Source organism: Cetobacterium sp. 2G large (assembly GCF_014250655.1).
GTDB classification, from domain to species: Bacteria; Fusobacteriota; Fusobacteriia; order Fusobacteriales; family Fusobacteriaceae; genus Cetobacterium_A; species Cetobacterium_A somerae.
The window spans coordinates 152,971-175,059 of record NZ_JACHTH010000002.1 but is presented as its reverse complement, the minus strand read 5'-3'; the positions used below and the strand labels follow the sequence as shown (position 1 = coordinate 175,059).

27 protein-coding genes and 1 pseudogene are annotated in these 22,089 nt (G+C 27.4%); 15 read left to right on the top strand and 13 right to left on the bottom strand.

Annotated elements, in window-relative coordinates; all coding sequences use genetic code 11:
* Positions 1–19: 19 nt before the first annotated feature.
* The gene (locus H5J23_RS01285; protein ID WP_185890538.1) at positions 20–568 is read left to right on the top strand and encodes a helix-turn-helix domain-containing protein; all 549 of its coding nucleotides are present in this window, start codon (positions 20–22) and stop codon (positions 566–568) included.
* A gap of 84 nt (positions 569–652) precedes the next feature.
* On the opposite strand, the gene H5J23_RS01280 is transcribed toward H5J23_RS01285, so the two are convergent.
* Positions 653–1,240 carry a sugar O-acetyltransferase gene (locus H5J23_RS01280; protein ID WP_185890536.1) on the bottom strand — a complete coding sequence of 196 codons (588 nt, stop codon included), beginning with the start codon at positions 1,238–1,240 and terminating at the stop codon, positions 653–655.
* A gap of 23 nt (positions 1,241–1,263) precedes the next feature.
* The gene (locus H5J23_RS01275) at positions 1,264–1,893 is read right to left on the bottom strand and encodes a LysE family translocator (protein ID WP_185890535.1); all 630 of its coding nucleotides are present in this window, start codon (positions 1,891–1,893) and stop codon (positions 1,264–1,266) included.
* A 280-nt stretch (positions 1,894–2,173) separates the two neighbouring features.
* On the opposite strand from H5J23_RS01275, the gene H5J23_RS01270 reads away from it, so the two are divergent.
* From H5J23_RS01270 to H5J23_RS01255, 4 genes are all read left to right on the top strand, one after another.
* A complete protein-coding gene (locus H5J23_RS01270) occupies positions 2,174–2,542 on the top strand; it encodes a hypothetical protein (protein WP_185890533.1) in 369 nt (122 codons plus the stop codon).
* Between the two features lie 140 nt (positions 2,543–2,682).
* Positions 2,683–3,276 carry a class D beta-lactamase gene (locus H5J23_RS01265; RefSeq protein WP_185890560.1) on the top strand — a complete coding sequence of 198 codons (594 nt, stop codon included), beginning with the start codon at positions 2,683–2,685 and terminating at the stop codon, positions 3,274–3,276.
* A 27-nt stretch (positions 3,277–3,303) separates the two neighbouring features.
* The gene (locus H5J23_RS14310; protein ID WP_185890531.1) at positions 3,304–4,179 is read left to right on the top strand and encodes a DMT family transporter; all 876 of its coding nucleotides are present in this window, start codon (positions 3,304–3,306) and stop codon (positions 4,177–4,179) included.
* 210 nt (positions 4,180–4,389) lie between these two features.
* The gene (locus H5J23_RS01255; RefSeq protein ID WP_185890529.1) at positions 4,390–5,325 is read left to right on the top strand and encodes a TRM11 family methyltransferase; all 936 of its coding nucleotides are present in this window, start codon (positions 4,390–4,392) and stop codon (positions 5,323–5,325) included.
* Between the two features lie 165 nt (positions 5,326–5,490).
* On the opposite strand, the gene H5J23_RS01250 is transcribed toward H5J23_RS01255, so the two are convergent.
* The 3 genes from H5J23_RS01250 to H5J23_RS01240 all read right to left on the bottom strand — a co-directional run bounded on the left by H5J23_RS01250 (position 5,491) and on the right by H5J23_RS01240 (position 7,198).
* Positions 5,491–5,943, bottom strand: a complete 453-nt coding sequence (locus tag H5J23_RS01250) for a GNAT family N-acetyltransferase (RefSeq protein ID WP_255494326.1) — start codon at positions 5,941–5,943, stop codon at positions 5,491–5,493.
* Between the two features lie 243 nt (positions 5,944–6,186).
* Positions 6,187–6,690 (bottom strand): GNAT family N-acetyltransferase, encoded by a 504-nt coding sequence (locus H5J23_RS01245; protein WP_023051350.1) that lies wholly within the window; start codon positions 6,688–6,690, stop codon positions 6,187–6,189.
* Between the two features lie 157 nt (positions 6,691–6,847).
* On the bottom strand, positions 6,848–7,198 hold the full coding sequence (locus tag H5J23_RS01240; RefSeq protein WP_185890559.1) for a helix-turn-helix domain-containing protein: 351 nt from the start codon (positions 7,196–7,198) through the stop codon (positions 6,848–6,850).
* A gap of 142 nt (positions 7,199–7,340) precedes the next feature.
* Here H5J23_RS01240 and tnpA (H5J23_RS01235) point away from each other — a divergent pair, with 142 nt between their 5' ends.
* From tnpA (H5J23_RS01235) to H5J23_RS01225, 3 genes are all read left to right on the top strand, one after another.
* Positions 7,341–7,739 carry an IS200/IS605 family transposase gene (tnpA, locus tag H5J23_RS01235; protein ID WP_185890526.1) on the top strand — a complete coding sequence of 133 codons (399 nt, stop codon included), beginning with the start codon at positions 7,341–7,343 and terminating at the stop codon, positions 7,737–7,739.
* Positions 7,740–7,744: 5 nt separating this feature from the next.
* Positions 7,745–8,791: an RNA-guided endonuclease TnpB family protein gene (locus H5J23_RS01230; RefSeq protein WP_185890524.1), complete on the top strand. Its 1,047-nt coding sequence runs from the start codon at positions 7,745–7,747 to the stop codon at positions 8,789–8,791.
* A gap of 408 nt (positions 8,792–9,199) precedes the next feature.
* On the top strand, positions 9,200–9,487 hold the full coding sequence (locus tag H5J23_RS01225; RefSeq protein WP_185890522.1) for a putative quinol monooxygenase: 288 nt from the start codon (positions 9,200–9,202) through the stop codon (positions 9,485–9,487).
* 126 nt (positions 9,488–9,613) lie between these two features.
* On the opposite strand, the gene H5J23_RS14305 is transcribed toward H5J23_RS01225, so the two are convergent.
* Together H5J23_RS14305 and H5J23_RS01215 are read right to left on the bottom strand one after the other, a co-directional pair.
* Entirely contained in the window at positions 9,614–10,540 is a 927-nt protein-coding gene (locus H5J23_RS14305; protein WP_023051346.1) for an AEC family transporter, read from the bottom strand.
* 33 nt (positions 10,541–10,573) lie between these two features.
* Complete coding sequence (locus H5J23_RS01215; RefSeq protein WP_185890520.1) at positions 10,574–11,743, bottom strand: NADP-dependent malic enzyme; 1,170 nt, start codon at positions 11,741–11,743, stop codon at positions 10,574–10,576.
* A 246-nt stretch (positions 11,744–11,989) separates the two neighbouring features.
* Between H5J23_RS01215 and tnpA (H5J23_RS01210) the strand changes: the two genes are divergently transcribed.
* The 4 genes and pseudogenes from tnpA (H5J23_RS01210) to msrA all read left to right on the top strand — a co-directional run bounded on the left by tnpA (H5J23_RS01210) (position 11,990) and on the right by msrA (position 14,573).
* Complete coding sequence (tnpA, locus tag H5J23_RS01210; RefSeq protein WP_185890518.1) at positions 11,990–12,391, top strand: IS200/IS605 family transposase; 402 nt, start codon at positions 11,990–11,992, stop codon at positions 12,389–12,391.
* An 18-nt stretch (positions 12,392–12,409) separates the two neighbouring features.
* A complete protein-coding gene (locus H5J23_RS01205) occupies positions 12,410–13,507 on the top strand; it encodes an RNA-guided endonuclease TnpB family protein (protein ID WP_185890516.1) in 1,098 nt (365 codons plus the stop codon).
* 99 nt (positions 13,508–13,606) lie between these two features.
* Positions 13,607–13,954, top strand: a pseudogene (gene msrB / locus H5J23_RS01200) (peptide-methionine (R)-S-oxide reductase MsrB); the annotation flags it as partial.
* Between the two features lie 37 nt (positions 13,955–13,991).
* Positions 13,992–14,573 (top strand): peptide-methionine (S)-S-oxide reductase MsrA, encoded by a 582-nt coding sequence (msrA, locus tag H5J23_RS01195; protein WP_051364184.1) that lies wholly within the window; start codon positions 13,992–13,994, stop codon positions 14,571–14,573.
* Positions 14,574–14,647: 74 nt separating this feature from the next.
* Here the strand turns inward: msrA and H5J23_RS01190 are convergent, their stop codons facing one another.
* From H5J23_RS01190 to H5J23_RS01170, 5 genes are all read right to left on the bottom strand, one after another.
* Positions 14,648–15,256 (bottom strand): EamA family transporter, encoded by a 609-nt coding sequence (locus H5J23_RS01190; protein WP_255494325.1) that lies wholly within the window; start codon positions 15,254–15,256, stop codon positions 14,648–14,650.
* A gap of 26 nt (positions 15,257–15,282) precedes the next feature.
* A complete protein-coding gene (locus H5J23_RS01185; protein ID WP_185890514.1) occupies positions 15,283–15,516 on the bottom strand; it encodes a hypothetical protein in 234 nt (77 codons plus the stop codon).
* Positions 15,517–15,537: 21 nt separating this feature from the next.
* Positions 15,538–16,227, bottom strand: a complete 690-nt coding sequence (locus tag H5J23_RS01180; RefSeq protein WP_023051341.1) for a YjjG family noncanonical pyrimidine nucleotidase — start codon at positions 16,225–16,227, stop codon at positions 15,538–15,540.
* Positions 16,228–16,602: 375 nt separating this feature from the next.
* Positions 16,603–17,019, bottom strand: a complete 417-nt coding sequence (locus tag H5J23_RS01175; RefSeq protein WP_185890512.1) for a MarR family transcriptional regulator — start codon at positions 17,017–17,019, stop codon at positions 16,603–16,605.
* 58 nt (positions 17,020–17,077) lie between these two features.
* Positions 17,078–17,944 carry an MBL fold metallo-hydrolase gene (locus H5J23_RS01170; RefSeq protein WP_185890511.1) on the bottom strand — a complete coding sequence of 289 codons (867 nt, stop codon included), beginning with the start codon at positions 17,942–17,944 and terminating at the stop codon, positions 17,078–17,080.
* A 150-nt stretch (positions 17,945–18,094) separates the two neighbouring features.
* On the opposite strand from H5J23_RS01170, the gene H5J23_RS01165 reads away from it, so the two are divergent.
* Complete coding sequence (locus H5J23_RS01165; RefSeq protein ID WP_040407667.1) at positions 18,095–18,991, top strand: alpha/beta hydrolase; 897 nt, start codon at positions 18,095–18,097, stop codon at positions 18,989–18,991.
* Positions 18,992–19,107: 116 nt separating this feature from the next.
* On the opposite strand, the gene H5J23_RS01160 is transcribed toward H5J23_RS01165, so the two are convergent.
* Positions 19,108–20,472, bottom strand: coding sequence for an ATP-binding protein (locus tag H5J23_RS01160; protein WP_185890510.1), 1,365 nt, complete (start codon positions 20,470–20,472; stop codon positions 19,108–19,110).
* A 160-nt stretch (positions 20,473–20,632) separates the two neighbouring features.
* Between H5J23_RS01160 and H5J23_RS01155 the strand changes: the two genes are divergently transcribed.
* The gene (locus H5J23_RS01155; RefSeq protein ID WP_023051335.1) at positions 20,633–21,025 is read left to right on the top strand and encodes a VOC family protein; all 393 of its coding nucleotides are present in this window, start codon (positions 20,633–20,635) and stop codon (positions 21,023–21,025) included.
* 139 nt (positions 21,026–21,164) lie between these two features.
* Complete coding sequence (locus H5J23_RS01150) at positions 21,165–21,764, top strand: DUF1349 domain-containing protein (RefSeq protein WP_023051334.1); 600 nt, start codon at positions 21,165–21,167, stop codon at positions 21,762–21,764.
* Positions 21,765–22,089: the final 325 nt, after the last annotated feature.

Genomic DNA, 22,089 nt, shown 5'->3' with positions numbered 1-22,089 from the left:
AAATAAGGTGTGTGATTATATGGAAAATCTAAATATTTTAATTGGTCAACGTTTAAATAGATTAAGAAAAGATAAGAATTTAAGTTTAGAAGAACTCTCTTTACAAACAGGGGTTAGTAAAGCTATGCTTTCTCAAATTGAAAATGGAAAATCTAATCCAACAGTTTCTACTCTTTGGAAAATATCTACAGCTTTAAAAGTTTCTTTCTCTTTTTTTATTGAAGGGGAGGAAGAGGAGTTAACTATAGTTGATGAAAAGAATATATCTCCTATTCTAGAAAGCAACAATCTTATGAAACTATATCCTATATTTCCATTTGATAGTAATAAAAAATTTGAGATTTTAACAATTGAATTAAAAAAAGGGTGTAATCATGTATCTCAACCTCATAACTCTGGCGTAGAAGAGTATATAATTATGAGTGAAGGAACCTTAGAACTTCATGTTGAAAACCAAGTTTTTCTATTATCAAAAGGACAATCTATAAATTTTTTAGCTGATAGGGAACATATTTATAAAAATACTCAAGATGAGCTTGTTAGATTTTATAATTTAATTTTTTATTAAAAAAAGCAGATCACAAAAATGTGAGCTGCTTTTTTTCTTATAACTAACACTTCATAATTAACAATTAGAAAAGTTATATTGCTTTTATTTGCTTAAACTTTTAATAACTTTACAAGGATTTCCAAAAGCAAGAAAATTGGAAGGAATATCTTTTGTTACAACACTTCCAGCTCCTATAACAACATTATTTCCAATTGTGACTCCAGGCAGAATTATAACACCTCCACCTATCCAAACATTATCTCCTATTGTTACTGGTGCTGTTTGAGTTTTACAAAATTCAAATGTTCCATCTTCTTTTATTTCTCCAAACCTATCAATGGCATTTAAGGGATGGAATGCTGTATATATTTGAACATTGGGAGCAATTAAAACATTATCTCCAATTATAATTTTATTATCATCTAAAAAGGTGCAATTCATATTTACTTCACAATTATTTCCAAAATAAATATTATTTCCATAGTCTACAAAAAAAGGCGCTGTAATCCAAAGGTTTTTTCCTTTACCTCCTAATAATTCTGTCAATATTGCATTTTTTTCTTCTAAATTACTAGAGTCTATTTGATTGTAAGATCTTATTAAATCTTTAGCTTTATGCCATTGAGCTAATAGTTCACTATCTCCACAATCATATAACAAACCAGCTAACATTTTCTCTCTTTCCGTCATCATTATCTCCTCTTAAATATATTTTATTTAATCATCTTTTTTAATTTTATAGATGCCAAGCCTTTTTTCACTCCAAAATATATTAAAACAAGTCCAACACCTGAATTTAATAAACTCAGTATTCGTTGAGATAAAAAATTATTTGTTATAGATCCTAAAAAAACTATCAAAGTTAGAAAAAATAAAGTAGCCAAAAGAGCTCCAAAAGCAAAAAGAAGTGTAGATTTTTTAGTGAAATTTTCATCATTAGTTCTTGTAGTAAAGACTCCTATCCAAAATAGAATTGTCATAGGATTTGCTCCAGTTAAAAGAAATGCTTTAATAAAAGGAGAACTTGAACTAGAATCTCCAAATATATTCATTTTTGGAAGAATTGATATCCCAAAATACCCTAAGAAAAGTTCCATTCCAAAAAGAATAATAATTAAAGTTCCTAAAATATTAAATCCATATTGAATTTTTTCTTTTTTTACAAAAGACGAAATACCTAAAATTGCAAGTGCTATATAGAGAGCATCTGCTAAAACAACTCCTAAAACACCTGATTCTGCTCGCCAAAAGCTTTGACCAATTCCTAAAGAAAAAATGTACATACATACCGGTCCTATTGCAATTTGTAGCAACATTCCAAATTTAAACCCCTCAAGTATCAAAATTACCTCCCTGCTTAACTTATTCTGTATTTTTATAAATCTAATTTATCATTTATTCATAATATCACAAAATATTTTTATAAACTATTTTAATTTTTATAAAAATTTTAAAACTTTTTTGTAAAACCCGTTGTCTAAATGTTATAAGAAGTGTTAAAAAGTAATAATATAATTTTAATCTCCCCAGAGAGCCTCTATCCCCCCCAGAGGCTCTCCTCCTTTTTTGAAGAATTTCTAATTTTATATGATATAATACTTCTATAAAAAAGGAGGTTAGAAAATGAAAAAAATATGGTTAGGATTAGTTTTAATAATGTTCAGTTTATTAGGTTGTAAGAGTCTTGAAGAGAAAAGAGAAAACTCAATTAAAATAAACCTTATTGGAAATACTGTACCTAAAGATAATTTGACAGTTTTACTTTTTGCATATAATGATAGAATAGCTGATAAAAAAGCTGACTTAGTTGGAAAAGAAAATATTGTACTAAAGGAACATGAAAATATTATTGAGTTTACAACTCCAAAAGATAATAGAACTTACTATATCTCTTTAGAAAATAATGATGACTATTCTTTAGATTATAGCAGCGGTAGTATTCAAAAGCTTGAATTTATGAAAGAGAATAAAGTTAAAATAAATAAAAAATAACTCTATAAGGAACTTTTGAAAGTTCCTTTTTTATTTGCTATAGAATAAAATTAAATAAAAATTTCTAAAAAATATTTTTTATAGCTAATTGTTTAAAACTAATGTATAATATCACAAATTTATAACTATAATCTTTTAAAATTCCAAATACTCTAATAGGTCTTTCTTTAGGAGTAGTTAAAGATGTAGATACCATTGCTTATAAACATAATGGAAACAAGTTATGGAATAAATCATGGGAAAAAGATGTATCTCTTAGAGAAGCTATGAAATTATCTTACTTACCTGCATATCAAAAGTTAGCTCAAAAAATTGGAGTAGTTAGAATGCAAGAGAATATTTCTAAAATGGATTATGGTAATAAAAATATTGGAAAGAATCTTACAACTTTTTGGCTAAGAGGTCCATTAAAAATAAGTGCTATTGAACAGATATTTTTTTTAGAAAAACTAGCTAAACGTGAACTTAATTATTCAAAAAATATCCAAGACTCTGTTGTAGAAATTATTAAATTGGATACTGGTGATGATTGGACATTGTATGGTAAAACAGGTTGGGCGACAAGAAACTTAAATAAAAATATGAATCCTACCTTAGGGTGGTTTGTAGGTTGGGTTGAACAAAAGGAAAAACTTTATATTTTTGCCTTAAACATGGATATTAAAGATTCTTCACAGCTTCCTCAACGACAAGAAATAGCTATTGATATTTTAAAAAACGAATTAAATATTTAAAAAATGAAAAAATGGGGGGGGTAAACAGTGAATGCTAAATTAAAAATAATTATTACAATGATAACCTTTGGAACCTTAGGACCTTTTATTAAAAATATAAGCCTTGTTTCCAGTGAAATAGCTCTATATAGAGCCATTATAGCTCTAATGGTTCTTGCAGTATTTATATTGTTCAATAAAAAAATTTCTCAAGTTTCTACTATTAAAAATAATCTTTGGAAATTATTTTTTTCTGGAGGAGCGATGGGGTTTAACTGGATATTACTTTTTGAAGCCTACAACTACACAAGTATCGCTCTAGCAACCCTTTGTTATTACTTTGCTCCTGTTGTTGTTGTTATAATGAGTACTCTCTTTTTTAGAGAGAAACTTACTCTTAAACAAATAATATGTTTTATTGGGTCTACAATAGGTTTGATACTTATAATAGGAGTTAGCAGTGGTGGAAAAAGTGATATGACTGGAATTCTATTTGGCCTAGGAGCAGCCGTTCTTTATGCTACAGTAATTTTATTAAATAAATCTATGAAAGGCATCGACGGAATAACAAGAACTATCTTTCAACTTGCTGCAGCAGTTATGGTTCTATTCCCTTATGTTTTTGGTACTGAAGGATTTCATATATCACAGCTTGATAATCTAGGATTAATAAATCTTCTTATTGTTGGAATAGTGCATACTGGAATAGTATATGTTTTATATTTTTCATCACTCTCAGAATTAAGTGGACAAGAAGTATCAGTACTTAGTTATTTAGATCCACTTTTTGCAATTTTAATATCTATTTTGTGGATGGGAGAATCTATAACTCAAACTCAATTATTAGGTGGTGGACTGATTCTTCTATTTACCCTTACAAACGAAATGAAAATTTATAAAAAATCTATTTTAAAAGCAAAATAATAACTATCTTTATGATTGAAAAAAAGTTCAGTAAATACTGGACTTTTTTTTATCTTATAATTTTATTTAATTTCATTTTTAAGTAAAATATTTATGGACTAACTGTGGTAATTAGAATAAAATATTTGTATCTATTTAACAAAACAAATTTTAAATATAATTATTAAGGATTTGAAGAAGATAAAAATAAATTTAGAAGGAATGTGAAATATGAACCAAATTTTAAAGTATATGTATATAGTCAATTATCCAACATTTGAAGAAGAACTTTGTCTATTGGAAATGAGAGCTGTTTTTGGAAAAATACCCGATGAAAAAACTTTATTTTCAAATATAGAATTTAATCCATCTAATAGCCCTTTTATAAAGACTCGTCTAGATATTATCCACGAGAAAGATACTATAGAAGAACTTTTAGCTGAAATAAATAAAGATACAACAGTTTATGATAATTTTAAACTAGAGTATGTAAGATTAAATAATAACAATAATATTCCTTATGAAGAAAGATTAGATTTAATAAAAAAACTTTCTATGAATATTATAGGTACTCACAATTTTAAAAATCCTGAATTTAATTTTGGTGTAACTAAAGTTGACGGTAAATGGTTGTTTGGTATCGATAATAAAAATAACTATGAATGGCATGCTCATGATAATAAACCTTGTTCTTATTCTAATTCATTAGGTGTTAAAGTTGCTAAAGCTGTTGTTAATATTGCTAACAATGGTTTAAAGGAAAAGACTATTATAGACCCTTGTTGTGGAGTTGGAACTACAATAGTTGAAGCACTAGATGCTGGTTATCAGATAGAGGGTTATGAAATTAATAAACATATTGCTAAAAATGCAAATATTAATTTAGAATTTTATGGATTTCAACCCATCGTTGTAAATGACGATATGCACAACATAAAAAAGAAGTATGATAGTTCTATAATTGATATTCCCTATGGTCTTTTTAGTCATACTTCTGAAGATGAACAACAAGATATAATTAATACCGCTCGAAGAATTTCAAATAAAATAATTTTAATCTCTTTTGAAGAACATGATTCAATGATAGCTAAGGCTGGATTTAAAATAATTGATAGGTGTGTTGTTACAAAGGGAAGATTTAAAAGATTTATAGTGGTCGCTGAATAATTTTTTATTTATTATTAAAATATTAAAAAAATAAATTAAATTTAAAACTTTTTTTAGAAACCTGTGGTCTAAATGTTATAAGTGTTAAAAGTAAAAATATAATTTAATCCCCCCAAAGAGAGCCTCTCCCCCCAGAGGCTCTTTCCCTTTTTTGAAACTTCTTTTTTACTTATTTAATTTCATATGTAAGATTGGATAAGGATTACCATGGTCATCAAATTCAGATCTTTTGAATACGCTAAAACCTATATGTTCATAAAAAGCCGTTCCTTGTGGATTTTGTTCATTAACATCTACATATTTTACATTGAGATTAGAAATTGCAAAATTAATAAGTTGCTTACCAATCCCTTTTCCACGAAAATCATCACTTACAAAAAGCATTTCTATTTTATCCTCATGGATCCCTATAAAAGCTATTATTTCCTCATTATTCCTTATACAGAAGAATTCATCTACATATAGAGCCCCCTGCTCAACAAGTGGTTTTAAATCCATTATATCACTTTCTTTTAAAAAGAAATGTGTTGCTCGAACTGAAGACTCCCAAACTTTTAATATATCACTGATATCTTTTTTTATTAACTCTTTATTTAGTTTTTCCATTTTATAACTCATTATAATTCTCAACTCCATTTATATTGTTTATTTATAAAATTACACTGCACTTAGTGTTTTAATATTATTTTGAAAGACCCTCTCATCAATTGCTTCATCCCTTGAAACTACACTTTTTCATTTCATTTAAAAAAGTCTCTAACTCTTTCTTTTCTTCAAGAGTCAACGTTTCTTTATTCAAAAGTTCTTGAAATCTTTTCTCATCCATATAGCTTCTCCTTTCTAAATAGAATCTATTAGATTTTAAATTTTTTTATAATTTTCAGACAATTTTTTTAAATTTTTCCCAGTTACTCTAAATGTTGTCCACTCATCCATCGACTCTGCGCCCAACTTCTTATAGAACTCAATAGATGACTTATTCCAATCAAGACACCACCACTCTAATCTTCCACAATCTCTTTCTTCACATAAAGTAGCTAAATATCCTAACATCTGTTTCCCAAAATCTCTTCCTCTAAATGCTGGCTTTACATATAAATCTTCTAAATATATCCCAGGTTTCCCTAAAAATGTAGAAAAGTTATGAAAAAATAAAGCAAAACCTATAGGCTTTCCATTTAATTCTCCTATTATAACTTCCGCCATATTTCTTTTAAAAAGAGACTCTCTCAAAATCTCTTCTGTTGCTACTACTTCAGAAAGTAATTTTTCATAATCAGCTAACTCTTTTATAAATTTTAAAATTAAACTTGTATCCTCTTCTTTTGCAATTCTAATTTTAAATTCCTGTTTTTGATCTAACATCTGTCCCTCCAATTAAAATTTTCTAATTTTTATCTCAACTTTAATATACCCTATCTTCCTTACCTTTGCAAATATTTAAACTAAGCCTTATAAATAGTATCTGTATATAATCTTTTCTTTTAACTTTGAAAAAAAAGATACAATTTCTCAAAATAAATCAAACAAATTTTTCTTTTTTTATTTCTTGCATTCTTTTTTGTCCCCAGCTATATAACATATCAACTATAGGAATCAATGTCTGCCCTAATTCTGTTAATGAGTATTCCACTTTTGGTGGTACTTGAGGGTAAACTTTTCTTTGAATTATTCCATCTTCCTCCAATTCCCTTAATTGATTAGTTAACATCTTATGTGATATTTTACTAAATAATCTTTGTAATTCACTAAATCTATGAACTCCTTCATGTCCTAAATGCCAAAGTATTACAACTTTCCATTTGCCACTTATTATAGATAAAGTTAATTCTTTTTCACAATTAAATTCATTATTTTCAATTTTCTTTTTTATTTCTTTTCTTAAATTACAGAAAGTGCCTTATATCCCACTAATTCATTGGTGGGATATAAGGCACAATCTTTTCACCTCTTTTCTTTAGTATTTTGTTTCAATTTTATTGACTTTTTGATACATTTTAATTATAATACTATATATGACTAATTATAGAAGTACAAAAACTACCGTATCATTAATCAATTATCATTTTGTATTTTGTCCAAGATATAGAAGAAAAATTTTTAACAATCCTCATATAGAAGTAAGGTTCAAAGAATTAATTTTCCAAATAGCTAAAGAATATGATATGCAGATTTTAGCAATAGAGTGTGATAAAGACCATGCTCATATATTTGTTAATGCACTTCCTAAATATTCTCCTGCTGATATTATGAAGATAATTAAAGGTAATACCAGTATAACTTTAAGAAAGGAGTTCTCAAACCTGTTAAAAGCTCCTACTCTTTGGACAAGAAGTTATTTTGTATCTACGGCAGAAAATGTATCATCTGAAACTATCCGTAGATATGTTGAATCTCAAAAAACAAGGGGGTGAATCCATTGAAAACCATCAAGATAAAGCTAAAACCTAATAAGTTTCAAGCTCAAGAACTGGCAAGACTTTCCAAAGAATATATTAGACAAGCTAATCTTTTAATAGAAACTGCTGTCGTTGATAAAAAGTTTCCTAAAGCTACATCAAAGCATATAGGCGCTGAACTTCCTTCTGTTATTAAGAACGAATTAATCAGATATGCTAAAACTAAATTTAAACAATTTGGAAACTGTACTTTTAAAAAGCCTACTATTTCTTGGAATAACCAAAACTATTCATTAAGCGAAAATTCTATTGACTTTCCAATTATTGTAGATGGGAAGGTTAAGAAAACTAGGTTTAAAGCTATTATCCCCTACGAAACTTTTGAGGAGCTGAAAAGCTCTAAATTAGGTTCGCTTAGAATTTCTAAAAAAGGTTTTCATTGGATTGCACAAATTTCTATTGAAACTAAACCTCTTGTTTGTGCAGGAACAGATACTCTAGGTGTAGACTTAGGTATTCTCGTTCCTGCTGTTGGTGTAGTAAATTCTACTGGAAAAACTAAGTTTTTCGGCAACGGTAGAAGTAATAAGTATCTTAGACGAAAATATAAAGAACTTCGTAAGAAACTTGGTAAAGCTAAAAAATTAAATGCTATCAAGCGTATCAATGATAAAGAATCAAGAATAATCAAAGATATAAATCATAAGATTTCTAGGCAGATAGTCGATTTTGCAGTTGAAAATAATTGTGGAACTATCAATTTAGAAAATCTTTCTGATATACGTCAGACCTCAAGAACAAGAGGTAAAAACAAACAATCCCTTCATTCTTGGACTTTCTATCAGTTAGCTTCTTTTGTAGAATACAAAGCATATAACTTAGGAATTAAAGTTGAATATATCAATCCACAATACACTTCTCAAGAGTGTCCTGTTTGTAATACTTGTAATAAGACTAATACGAGAAAATACAAGTGTGCTTGTGGATATAAAACACACAGGGATAGACTGGGAGCATTAAATATCGCTCAAAAATCTAACTTAGATGGTAAAAGTCTAAGTGCCTAAGAAACTATATGTTCTGTCTTAGAAGGGGTACTGACATACCCTTAATTTAAAGTCATACTGGACTATCAGAAATGAACTGTCCTTTAATCATTTAAGAATCCCACGACTTCAGTCGTGTGGAGTGTCAATTTAAAGTATAATCTCAATATAATAATAATATAATTTTTCACATAACACAAATATTATAAAATTAGAGGTTTAAATTTTTATAAAAAAGAAAGTTTTATTTATTATTCCACCTAAGTAATTTAATGAGGAGGAATTAATTAAACACAATGTTAATTATCTAAAAAAAAATGTTGTTGTACACAGCGATATAGTTACTGGTAACGGACCTGATGGAGCTGAAGATTTTGGATTAGCACTATTAAATCTATATTTATAATTAAATTTTAAAGGAGTATATTAATGATTAAAGTTATAGCAAAGTTTTTTGTAAACCAAAATAAAATAGACCAGTTTATTCAACTATCTAAAGAGCTTATTGAAAATACTAGAAAAGAAAATGGATGTATTAAATATGAGTTATTTGAAGATACCACTAAAAATACTGTATTTTCAATTATTGAAGAGTGGGAAAATACTCAAGCTTTAGATGCTCATTTTAACTCTAAACATTTTACTGAAATAATACCTCAATTAGAACTAACTGTTACGCAAAAAATAGAGGTTAATATATATAAACAAATTATCTAAATAAAATTTTTAGCAAAAATTTAAAAAAATGGTTATCAAATATTATTATTTGATAACCATTTCTCTATAATCTAAAACCACTAGAATTAGCTAGTAGTTTTTGCGTATAAAAATTAATTTTTAGACTTAAAGTATAAATGAGATTAAGAAACTAAGTGTCACTATTGAAAAAATTGTTCCTAATATTGTTGAACTAGAACTTTCAACCTCTGAAACTCCATATTTTAATCCAAACATTGTAGAAATTGTTGCTGTTGGCATAGCACAAAGTAATAAAATCTCTTTTGCCATTATTCCTTTTAAATGAAATAAAACAATTAATCCACTCATAATAATTGGCTGTAAAATATTTTTCATAAAGATATTGAAATAAACTTGTCCTGATAAAACAACTCTATAACTTGCCATAATTAACCCAAGAGAAAATAGTGAAACTCCCGATGTACTTTTCCCTATTAACTCAAAAGAATGGAAAACAACTTTTGGTATTTCAACATGGAAAACAGAGCAAAGTAACCCTAATATAGGGGCTATTATCAATGGTTTTTTAATACAATTGATTAAGCTTGATTTTATTATTTTCATTGGACTTGCTGTAGCATCTTTTGATTCTAAAATAATTGTTGTTATAGGAATCATAAATATACTTGTTATAACATTACCAATTGCAACAGAGATTAGTGCTTCTGGTCCTATTAAAGATGTTAAAACTGGAATACCCATAAACGCCATATTTGGAAAAGCACAAACAATTGAACCTTGAGCTGCTTTTCTTGAATCGTATTTGAATATATGTTTTTGTATAATAAATGAAATCACATATAACCCCATTAAAGCTAGAGCAAAAGATGATATTATTCTAACATCTAAAAGAGTTTTAGGGTTAGCTTTAGCACTTCCAATAAATAAGTGTAATGGAAAACTGAACATCATTACATAGTCTGCAAAAGCCTTTTTATGCTCTATTGACACAATTTTCTTTTTCCCTGAAAACCACCCTAAAGCAATTACAAAAAACACTGGCACAATAGAATCTAATATTGTATCTAACACATTAAAACCTCACTTGTATTTTATTTTTAAATTTTATTTTTTTACTAAATCTGAAATGGCTTTAGCTACTGTTTCTGCAACTCTTGGATCAAATGGACTTGGAATTACATATTCAGTTGATAACTCTTCATCAGTTATTAGGTTCGCTATAGCTTGAGAAGTTGCAAACTTCATCTCTTCAGTTATTTTTTTAGCTCCACTCTCTAAGGCTCCTTTAAATAAACCTGGGAATGCTAATACATTGTTAATTTGATTTGGATAATCAGATCTTCCTGTTCCAACGATTTTAGCTCCTGCTGCTAAAGCTTCTTCAGGCATAATCTCAGGTGTTGGATTTGCCATTGCAAAAATTACAGAATCTTTATTCATCTCTTTTACCATTTCAGATTTCAAAAGACCTGGTGCTGATACTCCAATAAATATATCTGCTCCTTTTATAGCTTCTTTTAATCCACCTTTTAAATTCTCTTTATTTGTAATTTGAGATAACTCTGTAGTTAAGAAATTATACTCTCTATTTTCATCATCTCTAGCAATGATTCCATCAATATCAATAGCTAAAATATCAGCTACATCTAATTTTTTAATCATTTTAATTATTGATGATCCAGCTGCTCCAGCTCCACATACAACAACTTTTGCTTTAGTTATATCTTTCTTTAAAAGTTTATATGAGTTTAAAATTCCAGCTGTTACAACAATCGCAGTACCATGTTGATCATCATGGAATACAGGAATATCTAGTTCCTCTTTTAATCTAGTTTCTATTTCAATACATCTAGGTGCTGAGATATCCTCTAAATTTATTCCGCCAAAACTTGGTGCTAAAATTTTGCAAGTTCTTATAATTTCTTCAGTATCTTGAGTATCTAAACATATTGGAAATGCATTAACTCCTGCGAACTCTTTAAATAAAATAGCCTTTCCTTCCATAACTGGTAATGCAGCTTCTGCCCCTATATTCCCTAATCCTAATACAGCTGACCCATCACTTATAACAGCTACCATATTTCCTTTTGAAGTGTATTTATATACATCAGCTTTATTCTCTGCTATTCTTCTACAAGGCTCTGCAACACCTGGTGAATAAGCTAAACTTAGCTCCTCTTTTGAAGTTACTGCAACTTTACTAATAACCTCTATCTTTCCCTTATTTTTTTCGTGAAGTTCTAATGATTTTTCATAAACAGTTTCTTTTTTCATGATACATCTCCTCTAAAAAATTTTTAAGTTTATTCAAGAGCAATGATAACATAAAAAATAAAATAAAAAAATTTAACAAAGATTTTAAACAATTAATTAACTTAATTAAGTTTTTAACAGTGTTTGGGCAAGAATTCTCCCACCTCTTTAGGTGGTGAGATGAATTGCCTTTCTTTTTTTTGTTTACATTTTCTAAAGTATACGGTAAAATACATCAGTCACAATAAAAATAAAGTAGGTGTATCAATGGTATTAGATAAAAATACACATTCAGTATTTAGTATAAATATTCATATTGTCTTTTGTATTAAATATCGTAGAAAAGTCTTAAATGATACTATATCTGAAAGACTCAAGGATATTTTCAAGAAAATTGCTCCTAAGTACGATATTATTCTCACAGATTGGGAACATGATACAGACCACATTCATATGCTTATTAGAATGTCTCCAAAGACGGAGCTTTCTAAATTTATTAATGCTTATAAGAGTGCTTCTAGTAGACTTATAAAAAAAGATTTTCCTAGTATTAAATCAATGCTTTGGAAAGAATCTTTTTGGTCTAGGAGTTATTTGGCAATAAGTGTTGGTGGAGCTCCAATCGAAGTAGTAAAAAAATATATAGAAAACCAAGGAAAACAAAGGTAAAAAAGGAGGTGTAAAACTATGGAGAAATATAATTTAGCTTTTAGATTTAGAATATATCCTAACGAAGTTCAAACAAATTTGATTTTACAAACCTTTGGCTGTACTAGATTTGTATATAACAAAATTTTGGCTAAAGCTGATGAAATATACAAATTAGAGGGTAAAAGCAAAATCATTACTCCAGCTTCTCTAAAGACTGAATTCCAATTCTTAAAAGAAGTTGATAGTCTAGCTTTAGCAAATGCTCAAATGAATGTAAAAACTGCTTTCACCAATTTTTTTCAGAAAAGAACAGATTTTCCTAAGTTCAAATCTAAAAAAACTGCTAGAAAATCTTATTCTACAAATAGTGTTAATAACTCTATTAGAATAGAGGATAATTCTATAAAACTTCCTAAGTTAGGATTAGTTAAAATTAAACTTCATAGATCCATACCTCAAAATTATAAAATTAAATCTGCTACTATTAGCCAAGAACCTAATGGGGCTTTTTACGTTTCTATTCTTACTGAATTTGAAAAAGATATAAAAGAAGTTCCAAGCGATAATAATATCGTTGGGCTTGATTTTTCTATGAAAGAACTTTTTGTTAGCTCTGATAATCAAAGAGCTGACTATCCTAGATTTTTCAGAAAATTAGAAACTAAATTAGCTAAAGCTCAAAGAGAATTATCTCGTAAAGTTAAATTCTCAAGCAATTGGAATAAGGCTAAATTAAAAGTCGCTAAAATCCATCAATCTATCAAAAATAGTAGAAAAGATTTTTTACATAAATTATCAAAAGAATTAGTTACAAAGTATAATGCGATTATCATTGAAGACCTAAATATGAAAGGTATGAGCGGAGCATTAAACTTTGGTAAATCTGTCGCTGATAACGGGTGGAGAATGTTCACAACTATGCTTCAATATAAGGCTATGTTTTTAGGAAAACAAGTAATAAAAATAGATAAATGGTTTCCTAGCTCAAAAACTTGCTCTTGTTGTGGTAATATAAAAGACTCACTTTCTTTAGGAGAAAGAGTATATAACTGTGAATGTGGTCATACTATGGATAGAGATCTAAATGCTAGTATAAATATTCGTGAAGTTGGTAGAACTCTACTAGCTTATTAAACATATATCAGGTTAGGAACTAGCCATAGAGCTTGGTAAATATATCTAACATTAGTTGGATACTTCCCAAGAAGCCTCACCCTCTTTAGGGTGGGGTAGTTCACTAATGAGTATGAGAATAATAAAAAAGCTGGAATCTATGTAGATATTGTCTCTGGTGAACCTCTTTTTTCATCTAAGGATAAGTTTGATTCAGGAACTGGTTGGCCAAGCTTTACAAAACCTTTAGTACCCGAAAATATAGTTTTAAAAAAAGATTTTAAACTTATTTGGCCAAGAACTGAAGTAAGAAGTAGATATGGTGACTCACATCTAGGTCACGTCTTTAACGATGGGCCAGCACCCACAGGAAAAAGATATTGTATGAACTCTGCTTCTCTAAAATTTATTCCTACTGAAGATTTAGAAAAAGAAGGATACGGTGAATTTTTAAAAAATTTTCAATAATCACAAATAAAAATTAAAATTTTGAGGAGAAATCAGTATGAATAGAATAAAATTCTTACTAATATCAATGGTAACTTTAAGTACAATTTCTATGGCTGAGATAAAAGTAGCTTATTTAGCTGGAGGATGTTTTTGGTGTACAGAATCTGATATGGAAAAAGTTCCCGGAGTTGTAGATGTAATCTCAGGATACTCTGGTGGACATGTAGAAAACCCTACATATGACCAAGTATCTAGTGGAACCACAGGACATTTTGAGTCTATCGAGGTAAAATATGATAGTGACAAAATTAGCTATTCTCAATTATTACATAGCTTTTTAAAGGTAATTAATCCTACCGATGACAATGGACAATTTGTAGATAGAGGATATCAGTACTCACCAGCTATTTTCTATCAAAATACCAATGAAGAGAATCTTGCAAAAAAAGCTTTAAAGCAAATACAAAAAGAAGGACATTTTGCTGAAATAAATGTTAAACTTCTTCCGTTTAATAAATTCTATGCTGCCGAGAAGTATCATCAAGATTATTATAAAAAAAATCCTATACGATATAAATACTACAGATATCGTTCTGGTAGAGATCAATTCTTAGAAAAAGTTTGGGGAAATAATTAAATTAAAAATAAAAGGAAGCCTTTAAAATCTTCCTTTTTTATATATAAGTTTTTTATGATAAATTATATAATTCCCTATCTCTTTACTCTAAAAAGAGATGCAGTATATATAATAAGACCACTCCAAATTAAAGAGAATGTTATAGTATGTACACTTGAAAAGTTTTCTCCAAATACGAACACTCCAAGTAGTAAAACCAATGTAGGCGTAAGATATTGAAAAAATCCAATAGATGATAATTTTGATAACTTCGTTCCTAAAGAGAAAAGAAAAAGTGGTATTACCGTTACAACTCCTGCTCCCATCAATAAAATTTTATCAAAATTTGATGCTTCTACTCCTTTTCCACCTTTAATCATTAGTAAGTATAAAATTGCAACTGGAAAATATACCAATGTTTCAATTGTTAATGCTAAAATTGGATCAATTTTGATTTTCTTTTTTGCTATACTGTACCCTGTAAAAGTTCCAGCTACTAAAAGAGAGTATAAAGGTAGCTTTTGATATATGATAGACATATAGCATACTCCTAATGTAGCTAAAATAATTGCAGTTTTTTGATATTTACTTAAAGTTTCTTTAAAAATAAATCTTCCAGCAAGAATTAAAAGCAGAGGATTTATAAAATATCCTAAACTGGCTTCTAAAACACGGTTACTATTAACTAAAAAGATATATGCCATCCAGTTTGCACAGTTAAATGTAGCAGCTAAAATAATATAATATAATATATTGTTTTTTTATTTTTAAAAATCTCAACTAATTCATTCTTTTGTTTTTTTAAAATCACAAAAATAATTAAGAAGAAAAAAGACCAAATTATTCTGTGTGAGACAATCTCTAAAGCTGGAATATTTTTTAGATTTGTCCAGTACAAAGGAAAAAGTCCCCACAATATAAATGCACTTAAAGAATACAACATTCCTTTTTGATTATTTTCCATTTAAATCTCCCTGATAACTTTTTATTTTAATAATAAATCTAAAAGCTCTTTTAAATTTGAAATTTCGTAGGTTGGTTTAATCTCATTATTTATCGAAATCTTCTTTGGATTATATAAACATGTATCGATTCCAAAGTTTATTCCACCCTTTATATCTGAACTTAAACTATCTCCAATCATTAAAATATCTGATATATTTTCTATCTTATTACTTTCTAAAGCTATTTTAAATATTTCAGGATTTGGTTTTGAAACTCCTACATCTTCAGAAACTATAATATCATTAAAGTATGGAGCTATTAAAGAGTTTTTAATTCTTCCATTTTGAACCTTTGTTAATCCATTAGTTATAATAAACAATTTATACTTTCCATATAACTCTTTTATTAAATCTAAACTATCATGAAAAAGAATTGAAGATTTAGAAAGATTATCCATATATCTATCTGCGAAATCATACGGATCAAAAGCATAATTAAGTTTGTTGCAATACCTTCTAAACCTCTCTATTTTTAACTCACCTTGAGTTATTTTTCCATCCTCCAATTCTTTCCATATTTTAGTATTTATTTCTTTGTATATTGGTAAATGGTATTCCTTATTATATTCAATCCCATAACCAATTAAAGTTTTTTCTAAAGCTTCCATTTCCGACGCTTTAAAATCAAATAAAGTATCATCTGCATCAAAAATTAATGTATTGTATTTCATAATTTCACCCCGTTATTTTTTTCTGTATAATTCTTTACAAACTTTATACTTAAAGATAAAAGAAACATATTTATTATTGCCCCTTCTTTAAAAAATCTATTATTCTATTATAATATATAATAATACCTGTAGACAACCCACTTATTATCATTCCACCACTAAAAATTAAAAAATAGATTAGCTGGCTATATTTTAATGTCTCAAAGTAATGAAACATATTTAGAAAAATATAAAGATAAAAAAGACGTCAAAGGAAAAACCTTAACGCCTAATTAAATTTATTTTCTTTTTAAAAAACACTATAACCATAGACTAATCAATACTAATGTATGGTCTATTTAAGATACCTCATTAAAATACAATATTTTTTATTTTCTATAAATTTTCCTTTAATTTAGTTAGAAAAATTTTAAATAATTCTATATCCTTTTCATTTATATTTTTAGAAAGTTCATTATTAAATTCAGTATCTATATCTTTTAATTTGTTAATTAAAAGATATGCTTTGTCTGTTAACCTAATTAAAAAAGCTCTTTTATCATTTAAATTTTCTTGCCGTAGTAAATATCCTTTTTTCTCAAGTTTATCAATAATTGCTTTTATATTATTTTTATCTTTTTCAACTCTAAAAGAAAGTTCATTTTGTGAAATTTTATCTTCCTTTGATAGTTCTTTCAATATAACCCATTGTTCAGGAGTTATATCAAATTCTTTAAACTTTATAGTTAAATTTTGATGTATTTTTCTAGCAATAAGACATATTTCATAACCTATAGTATTAATATTTGCCACCTTCCCATTTTTAATGTTATTCAATAAATATAATATTACTTTTTAAAAATAATTACAATTATTTTTTATTCATAACAGAATCTATTGATTTATGAAGTTCTTTAAAATATAGTTCCATACCATTTTTTTCTCTAACAAAAGGATTAGGTTGTCCATTTTTTCTATCATTTGCTATTTCTAGTTTATTGTATCCGTTATCAAGAAATAGGTGTGCCGTAATTTCAGAAGTTGCATTCATCTCTTGTGATTTCTTTTCAAAATGAGTTACAGAATTTTTATAAGCAATTTGTAAATCTTTATTTTGTGGTATTCCTGTTCCTCCCCACATTGTAACAACTTCTTTTTTTCCATCATTTGTTGTAGGGAAAATAAGTGATATTCCACCAGGTGTATGTCCAGGTGTTTCAAGAATTTCAACTGTAGTTTTTCCTAAAGTAATTTTGTCACCATCTTTAACATAAATATCCACAGGTGTTTTAGGAGAACGACTTGAATTAGCTCCAGTATTAACAGTATTCATAAGGTTTTCATCAACTTTCGTCATAACTACCTTAGCGTTATATTTATTTCTAATGAAGTTAGCTCCACCATAATGATCTCCATGTCCATGAGTTACAATAACATATTTTATTTCTTCAGGATTTAAACCTAATTTAGTTAAACCATTAATTATAGTTTTAGCATCATTGTCATCCCACATTGAATCTATTAAAATAATTCCTTCTTCTGTTTTTATTGCCCAAGCAACAACACTTTTAGTTCCAATACAATATACATTATCAAAAACCTTTGCTGGATTTAATGGAGTATTATCATGAAGAATTGCTTTTATATTAGCTGGTGGCTCAGAAGCAAAAGTGGTATTAGCAGATATAAGTAATAATAAAAGACTTAATAAAGCCGTTTTTTGAATAAATTTTAACATATTTGTTCCTCCTAAAATCTAGAATAAGTACGTATACGTACTTTATTTTATTATAATTTTTAAATTTTGTCAAAGATTATTTAAAAGGACATCTATTTTTTTAAAGTATAAAGATTATAATATGTTTTATTTTAAATGGAGGTTACACATATGAATAAAAAAAAATCTATCGTTTTAGATTTTCCACTAACAAAATACCAAGTATTAGAATATCCAGATATAACATTTTTTCAACCTAAAGGTACATTAAATAATATCTTTAATTTAAAATTGGACCTCTTAAAACCTAATGATGATAAAATATTTCCATTAGTTGTTTTTGTAACTGGTGGAGGATTTTTTTTAGCTCCTAAATATAATTATCTTCAACAAAGAATAGCTTTAGCTGAAGCAGGATTTATTGTCGCTAGTATTGAATATAGGGTTATTCCTCAAGGTAAATTTCCAGATGCGTTAGTTGACGTAAAAAATGCCATTCGTTTTTTAAAGGCAAATGCAAGTAAATTTGGAATAGACAAAGAAAAAGTTGTAATTATGGGTGAATCTGCTGGAGGATATTTAGCTGCATTAACAGCTACAACAAATAATTGTGAGGAATTTGAAATAGGAGAAAATTTAAATGAATCAAGTAGCGTTCAAGCTGCAATAGATATTTATGGGTTATCAGATTTAACTAAAGTAGGAGATGATTTTTCAAAAGAAGTTCAAGAAGCACATGCTTCTCCAGCATCACCAGAAGCTATATTTATAAACGGACTTTCTTTATTTAGTAAGGGAGGTTCTATAGAAGATAATTTAGATCTTGCTCAAAAGGCAAATCCATTAAATTATGTTTCTGAAAATACTCCACCGTTTTTATTGATGCACGGAGATAAAGATAGTTTAGTTTCTCCAAATCAAACAGAAATACTTTTCGAAGCTCTTTTAGAAAATAGTATTGATGCCCATAGATATATTGTAAAAAATGCTAATCATGCGGATAAATATTGGTATCAACCTGAAATAATAACTATTATTATAGAATTTTTAAACAAAACCTTAAAATAAATATCTTAAAAAAATTTGTTTAATAATTTTAATATACAAGCATTTAGATTTATAATTGATATATCAAAATATACAAAAAAAGTTCCTATTGGAACTCTTTTTTGTATATTAAACTTTTAAAAATCACTTAAAATAATTGTAGAATCCTTTTGGCTAGCTTCTATAAGTTCATCACTAAATCCAGATTTTGAAAATAATACATAGTACTCTTTACGAGAATCGTTTTTCCATTTAACAGCTTTAGCTTTCTCTTTAAGCTTATAAAGAACACTCAGTCCTACGTGCTTATTTGACCACTTACATTCACCAAATAAAATCTCGTTCTCTCCTAAAGCAACTACATCTATCTCTTCATTTTTATCCCACCATCTCCCAAGGCTTTTTATAGGAAATGGAACTTTACTCTCCCACATTAAATTTTCTCTTGAGAGATCCTCGTAAACTTTTGAAACCCAAAGATCAAAACTACTTTTAATCTTTTCCAAAGGATAGGTTAAATTTTCAATCTCTAAATAGCTTTGATAAGGATAAACATAATTAAACCAAAAATTCAAATAATTATCCTTTATTTTATAAAGAGCCTTTTTACTATTTTTTATATCCTCAGTTACTGGAATCTCTTTTTCAAGAATATCTAACTCTATAAGTTTAGATATATATGGAGTTAAACCACTAGATGGAATCTCTAGTTGTGAGGATATTGAGGATATTTTTGTATTTCCAGCAGCTATAGATTGTAAAATAGAGAAATATCTAGACAAATCATTTATCTCCTCTTGAAGTAAAAATTTAGGCTCAGAATACAAATAATTATCTCTATCGAAAATATTATGTTCTATGTTCCAAAGAGGAGTTCTATCTCTATCAAAACTTAAAATATATTTTGGGATTCCACCAGTTATTGAATACATCTCAATTAATGAATGATGTGATTTTTCTTTAAAAAACTCCGGATAATATTTAAAATCTATTGGTTTTAATTTTATCTGAGCTGTTCTTCTCCCAAATAACGGACTATCGTAAGCTAAAACTTCTGAGTACATCATCGAAATTAATGATCCACAAAGAATTACCATAATATTTTTCTCTTTTAATTTCTCATCAAAAATTCTTTGGAATATAGATGAAAAACTTTTATTTACCATACAAAGATATTGAAATTCATCAATTACTAAAATAAACTTTTTATTTCCAAGTTTATTTATAAAATAATCGAATAATGTATCCCAATCTTTTATCTCAATTTTTTTTACAAAATCGTCATTAAAGTATTCCCCCAATTGATTTTTGAATCTATTTATTTGGATAGTTTCATTCTGTTTATCTGCAAAAAAATAAAAAGCTTTCTTATCTTTAATAAACTCTTTTATAAGAGTTGTTTTTCCTACTCTTCTTCTCCCATAAATAACCGTGAAACTTGATTTTTTTTCAAACTCTTTATTCAAACTTTTCATCTCTTTTTGTCTATTTACAAAGCTCATAACGTCACCTCACCTACATTATATAATTTAAATTATAATAATTCAAATTATAATAATCTAAATTATTATACAAGATAATTTTATATTTTCCTAAAAAAATTTATAAAAAATTTAAACTTTTGATATAATAAAAAGGCTTTAAAAATTAAGGAGGTATTAAATGAAAGTACATCATGTTTGCATTGAAACATCTAAGTATGATGAATCAATATTTTTTTACACTAAAGTTTTAAATTTTTCATTAAAAAAAGAAACGCCTAATTTCCATGGAAGAGACTATAACTCTTGGTTAGAATTAGATGGATTTTATATCGAATTACAAACACCTAAAAACAAAGAACGAAAAGAATCTATTCCAAATGACAAAGGACTTGTGCATATCTGTTTTTTTGTAGAAGACATCTTCAAAGAGTTAGAAAGAATAAAATTAATTTATAATAATTTTAAACTAAAAAATAATGAGATTTTATATAATGTAGAAGGTGGAAATCTTTTTAAATTAATTGCTCCAGAAGGTACAATTATAGAAATTAGAGATAATCCACTCTTCTAATTTTTCCATTTAAAATTTCAATTAATATCCTTCTCAAATACAAAAATTGTAATCAAAACTAGACATCTAAATTATTATCTGATATATTTATCTAAAAAATGCAAACGTTTGCACAAAGTTGGTTAAAAGGAGAAAATTTATGAAAAATAGTATTAAATTAACTGATCTAAAATTAGAATGGATTAACGAACCTAAACATTCAAAAATTGAAAGTGGTAAAGTCTCTATAATAACAGATCCACAAACAGATTTTTGGCAACGAACTTATTATGGATTTCAAAATAATAATGCTCCAGCTTTATTATCAAAAATTGCAGATAAATATTTTTCATTTGTGGTAAAAACAGAATTTAATTCAAAACAACGGTATGACCAATGCGGAGTTATTATTTACCAAAACTCTGATAATTGGTTTAAGGCTTCAATTGAGTATGAAAATGAAGAGTTTCAAAGACTTGGAAGTGTTGTTACAAATAATGGTTATTCTGATTGGGCAACAACAGATATTCCTGCCATACAAAAGTTCATGTATTATCGTCTTAGTCGTCGTGAAAATGATTTTTGTATAGAATCATCTTATGATGGTATTAATTATAAACAAATGAGAATTTTTCATCTATTTTCTGCTAACGGAACAATTAATATAGGTATTTATGCTTGTAGTCCTGAAAATTCAAGCTTTTGCGCAGAATTTTCAGGACTTGAATTTATGGATTGTAAATGGGCGAAACATAAATAATGAATATAACTAAGTATTAAAAACTAGACTTTAAACACTCCTTTAGAATTTGTAAATTAAATTATTAAAAGCAAAAGTATTTATATAGGAAATCTCTATTTTTTATTGTATCTTCAATGTATAAAACTTTAGGAAGTTCTTTATGGAAAATATTGATTTCAATAATATTGAATTTGCTATTATTATTCAATGTTCAATTGCAAAAAGGAGATGCAGTGAGTTCTACTGCATTCAATCATTTTATGATAAGAATGGGACTTATTTGGAAATACTCTTTAATTCATCTAAAAATATTTTTTCGATAATAAATTTGCCACATAATAAA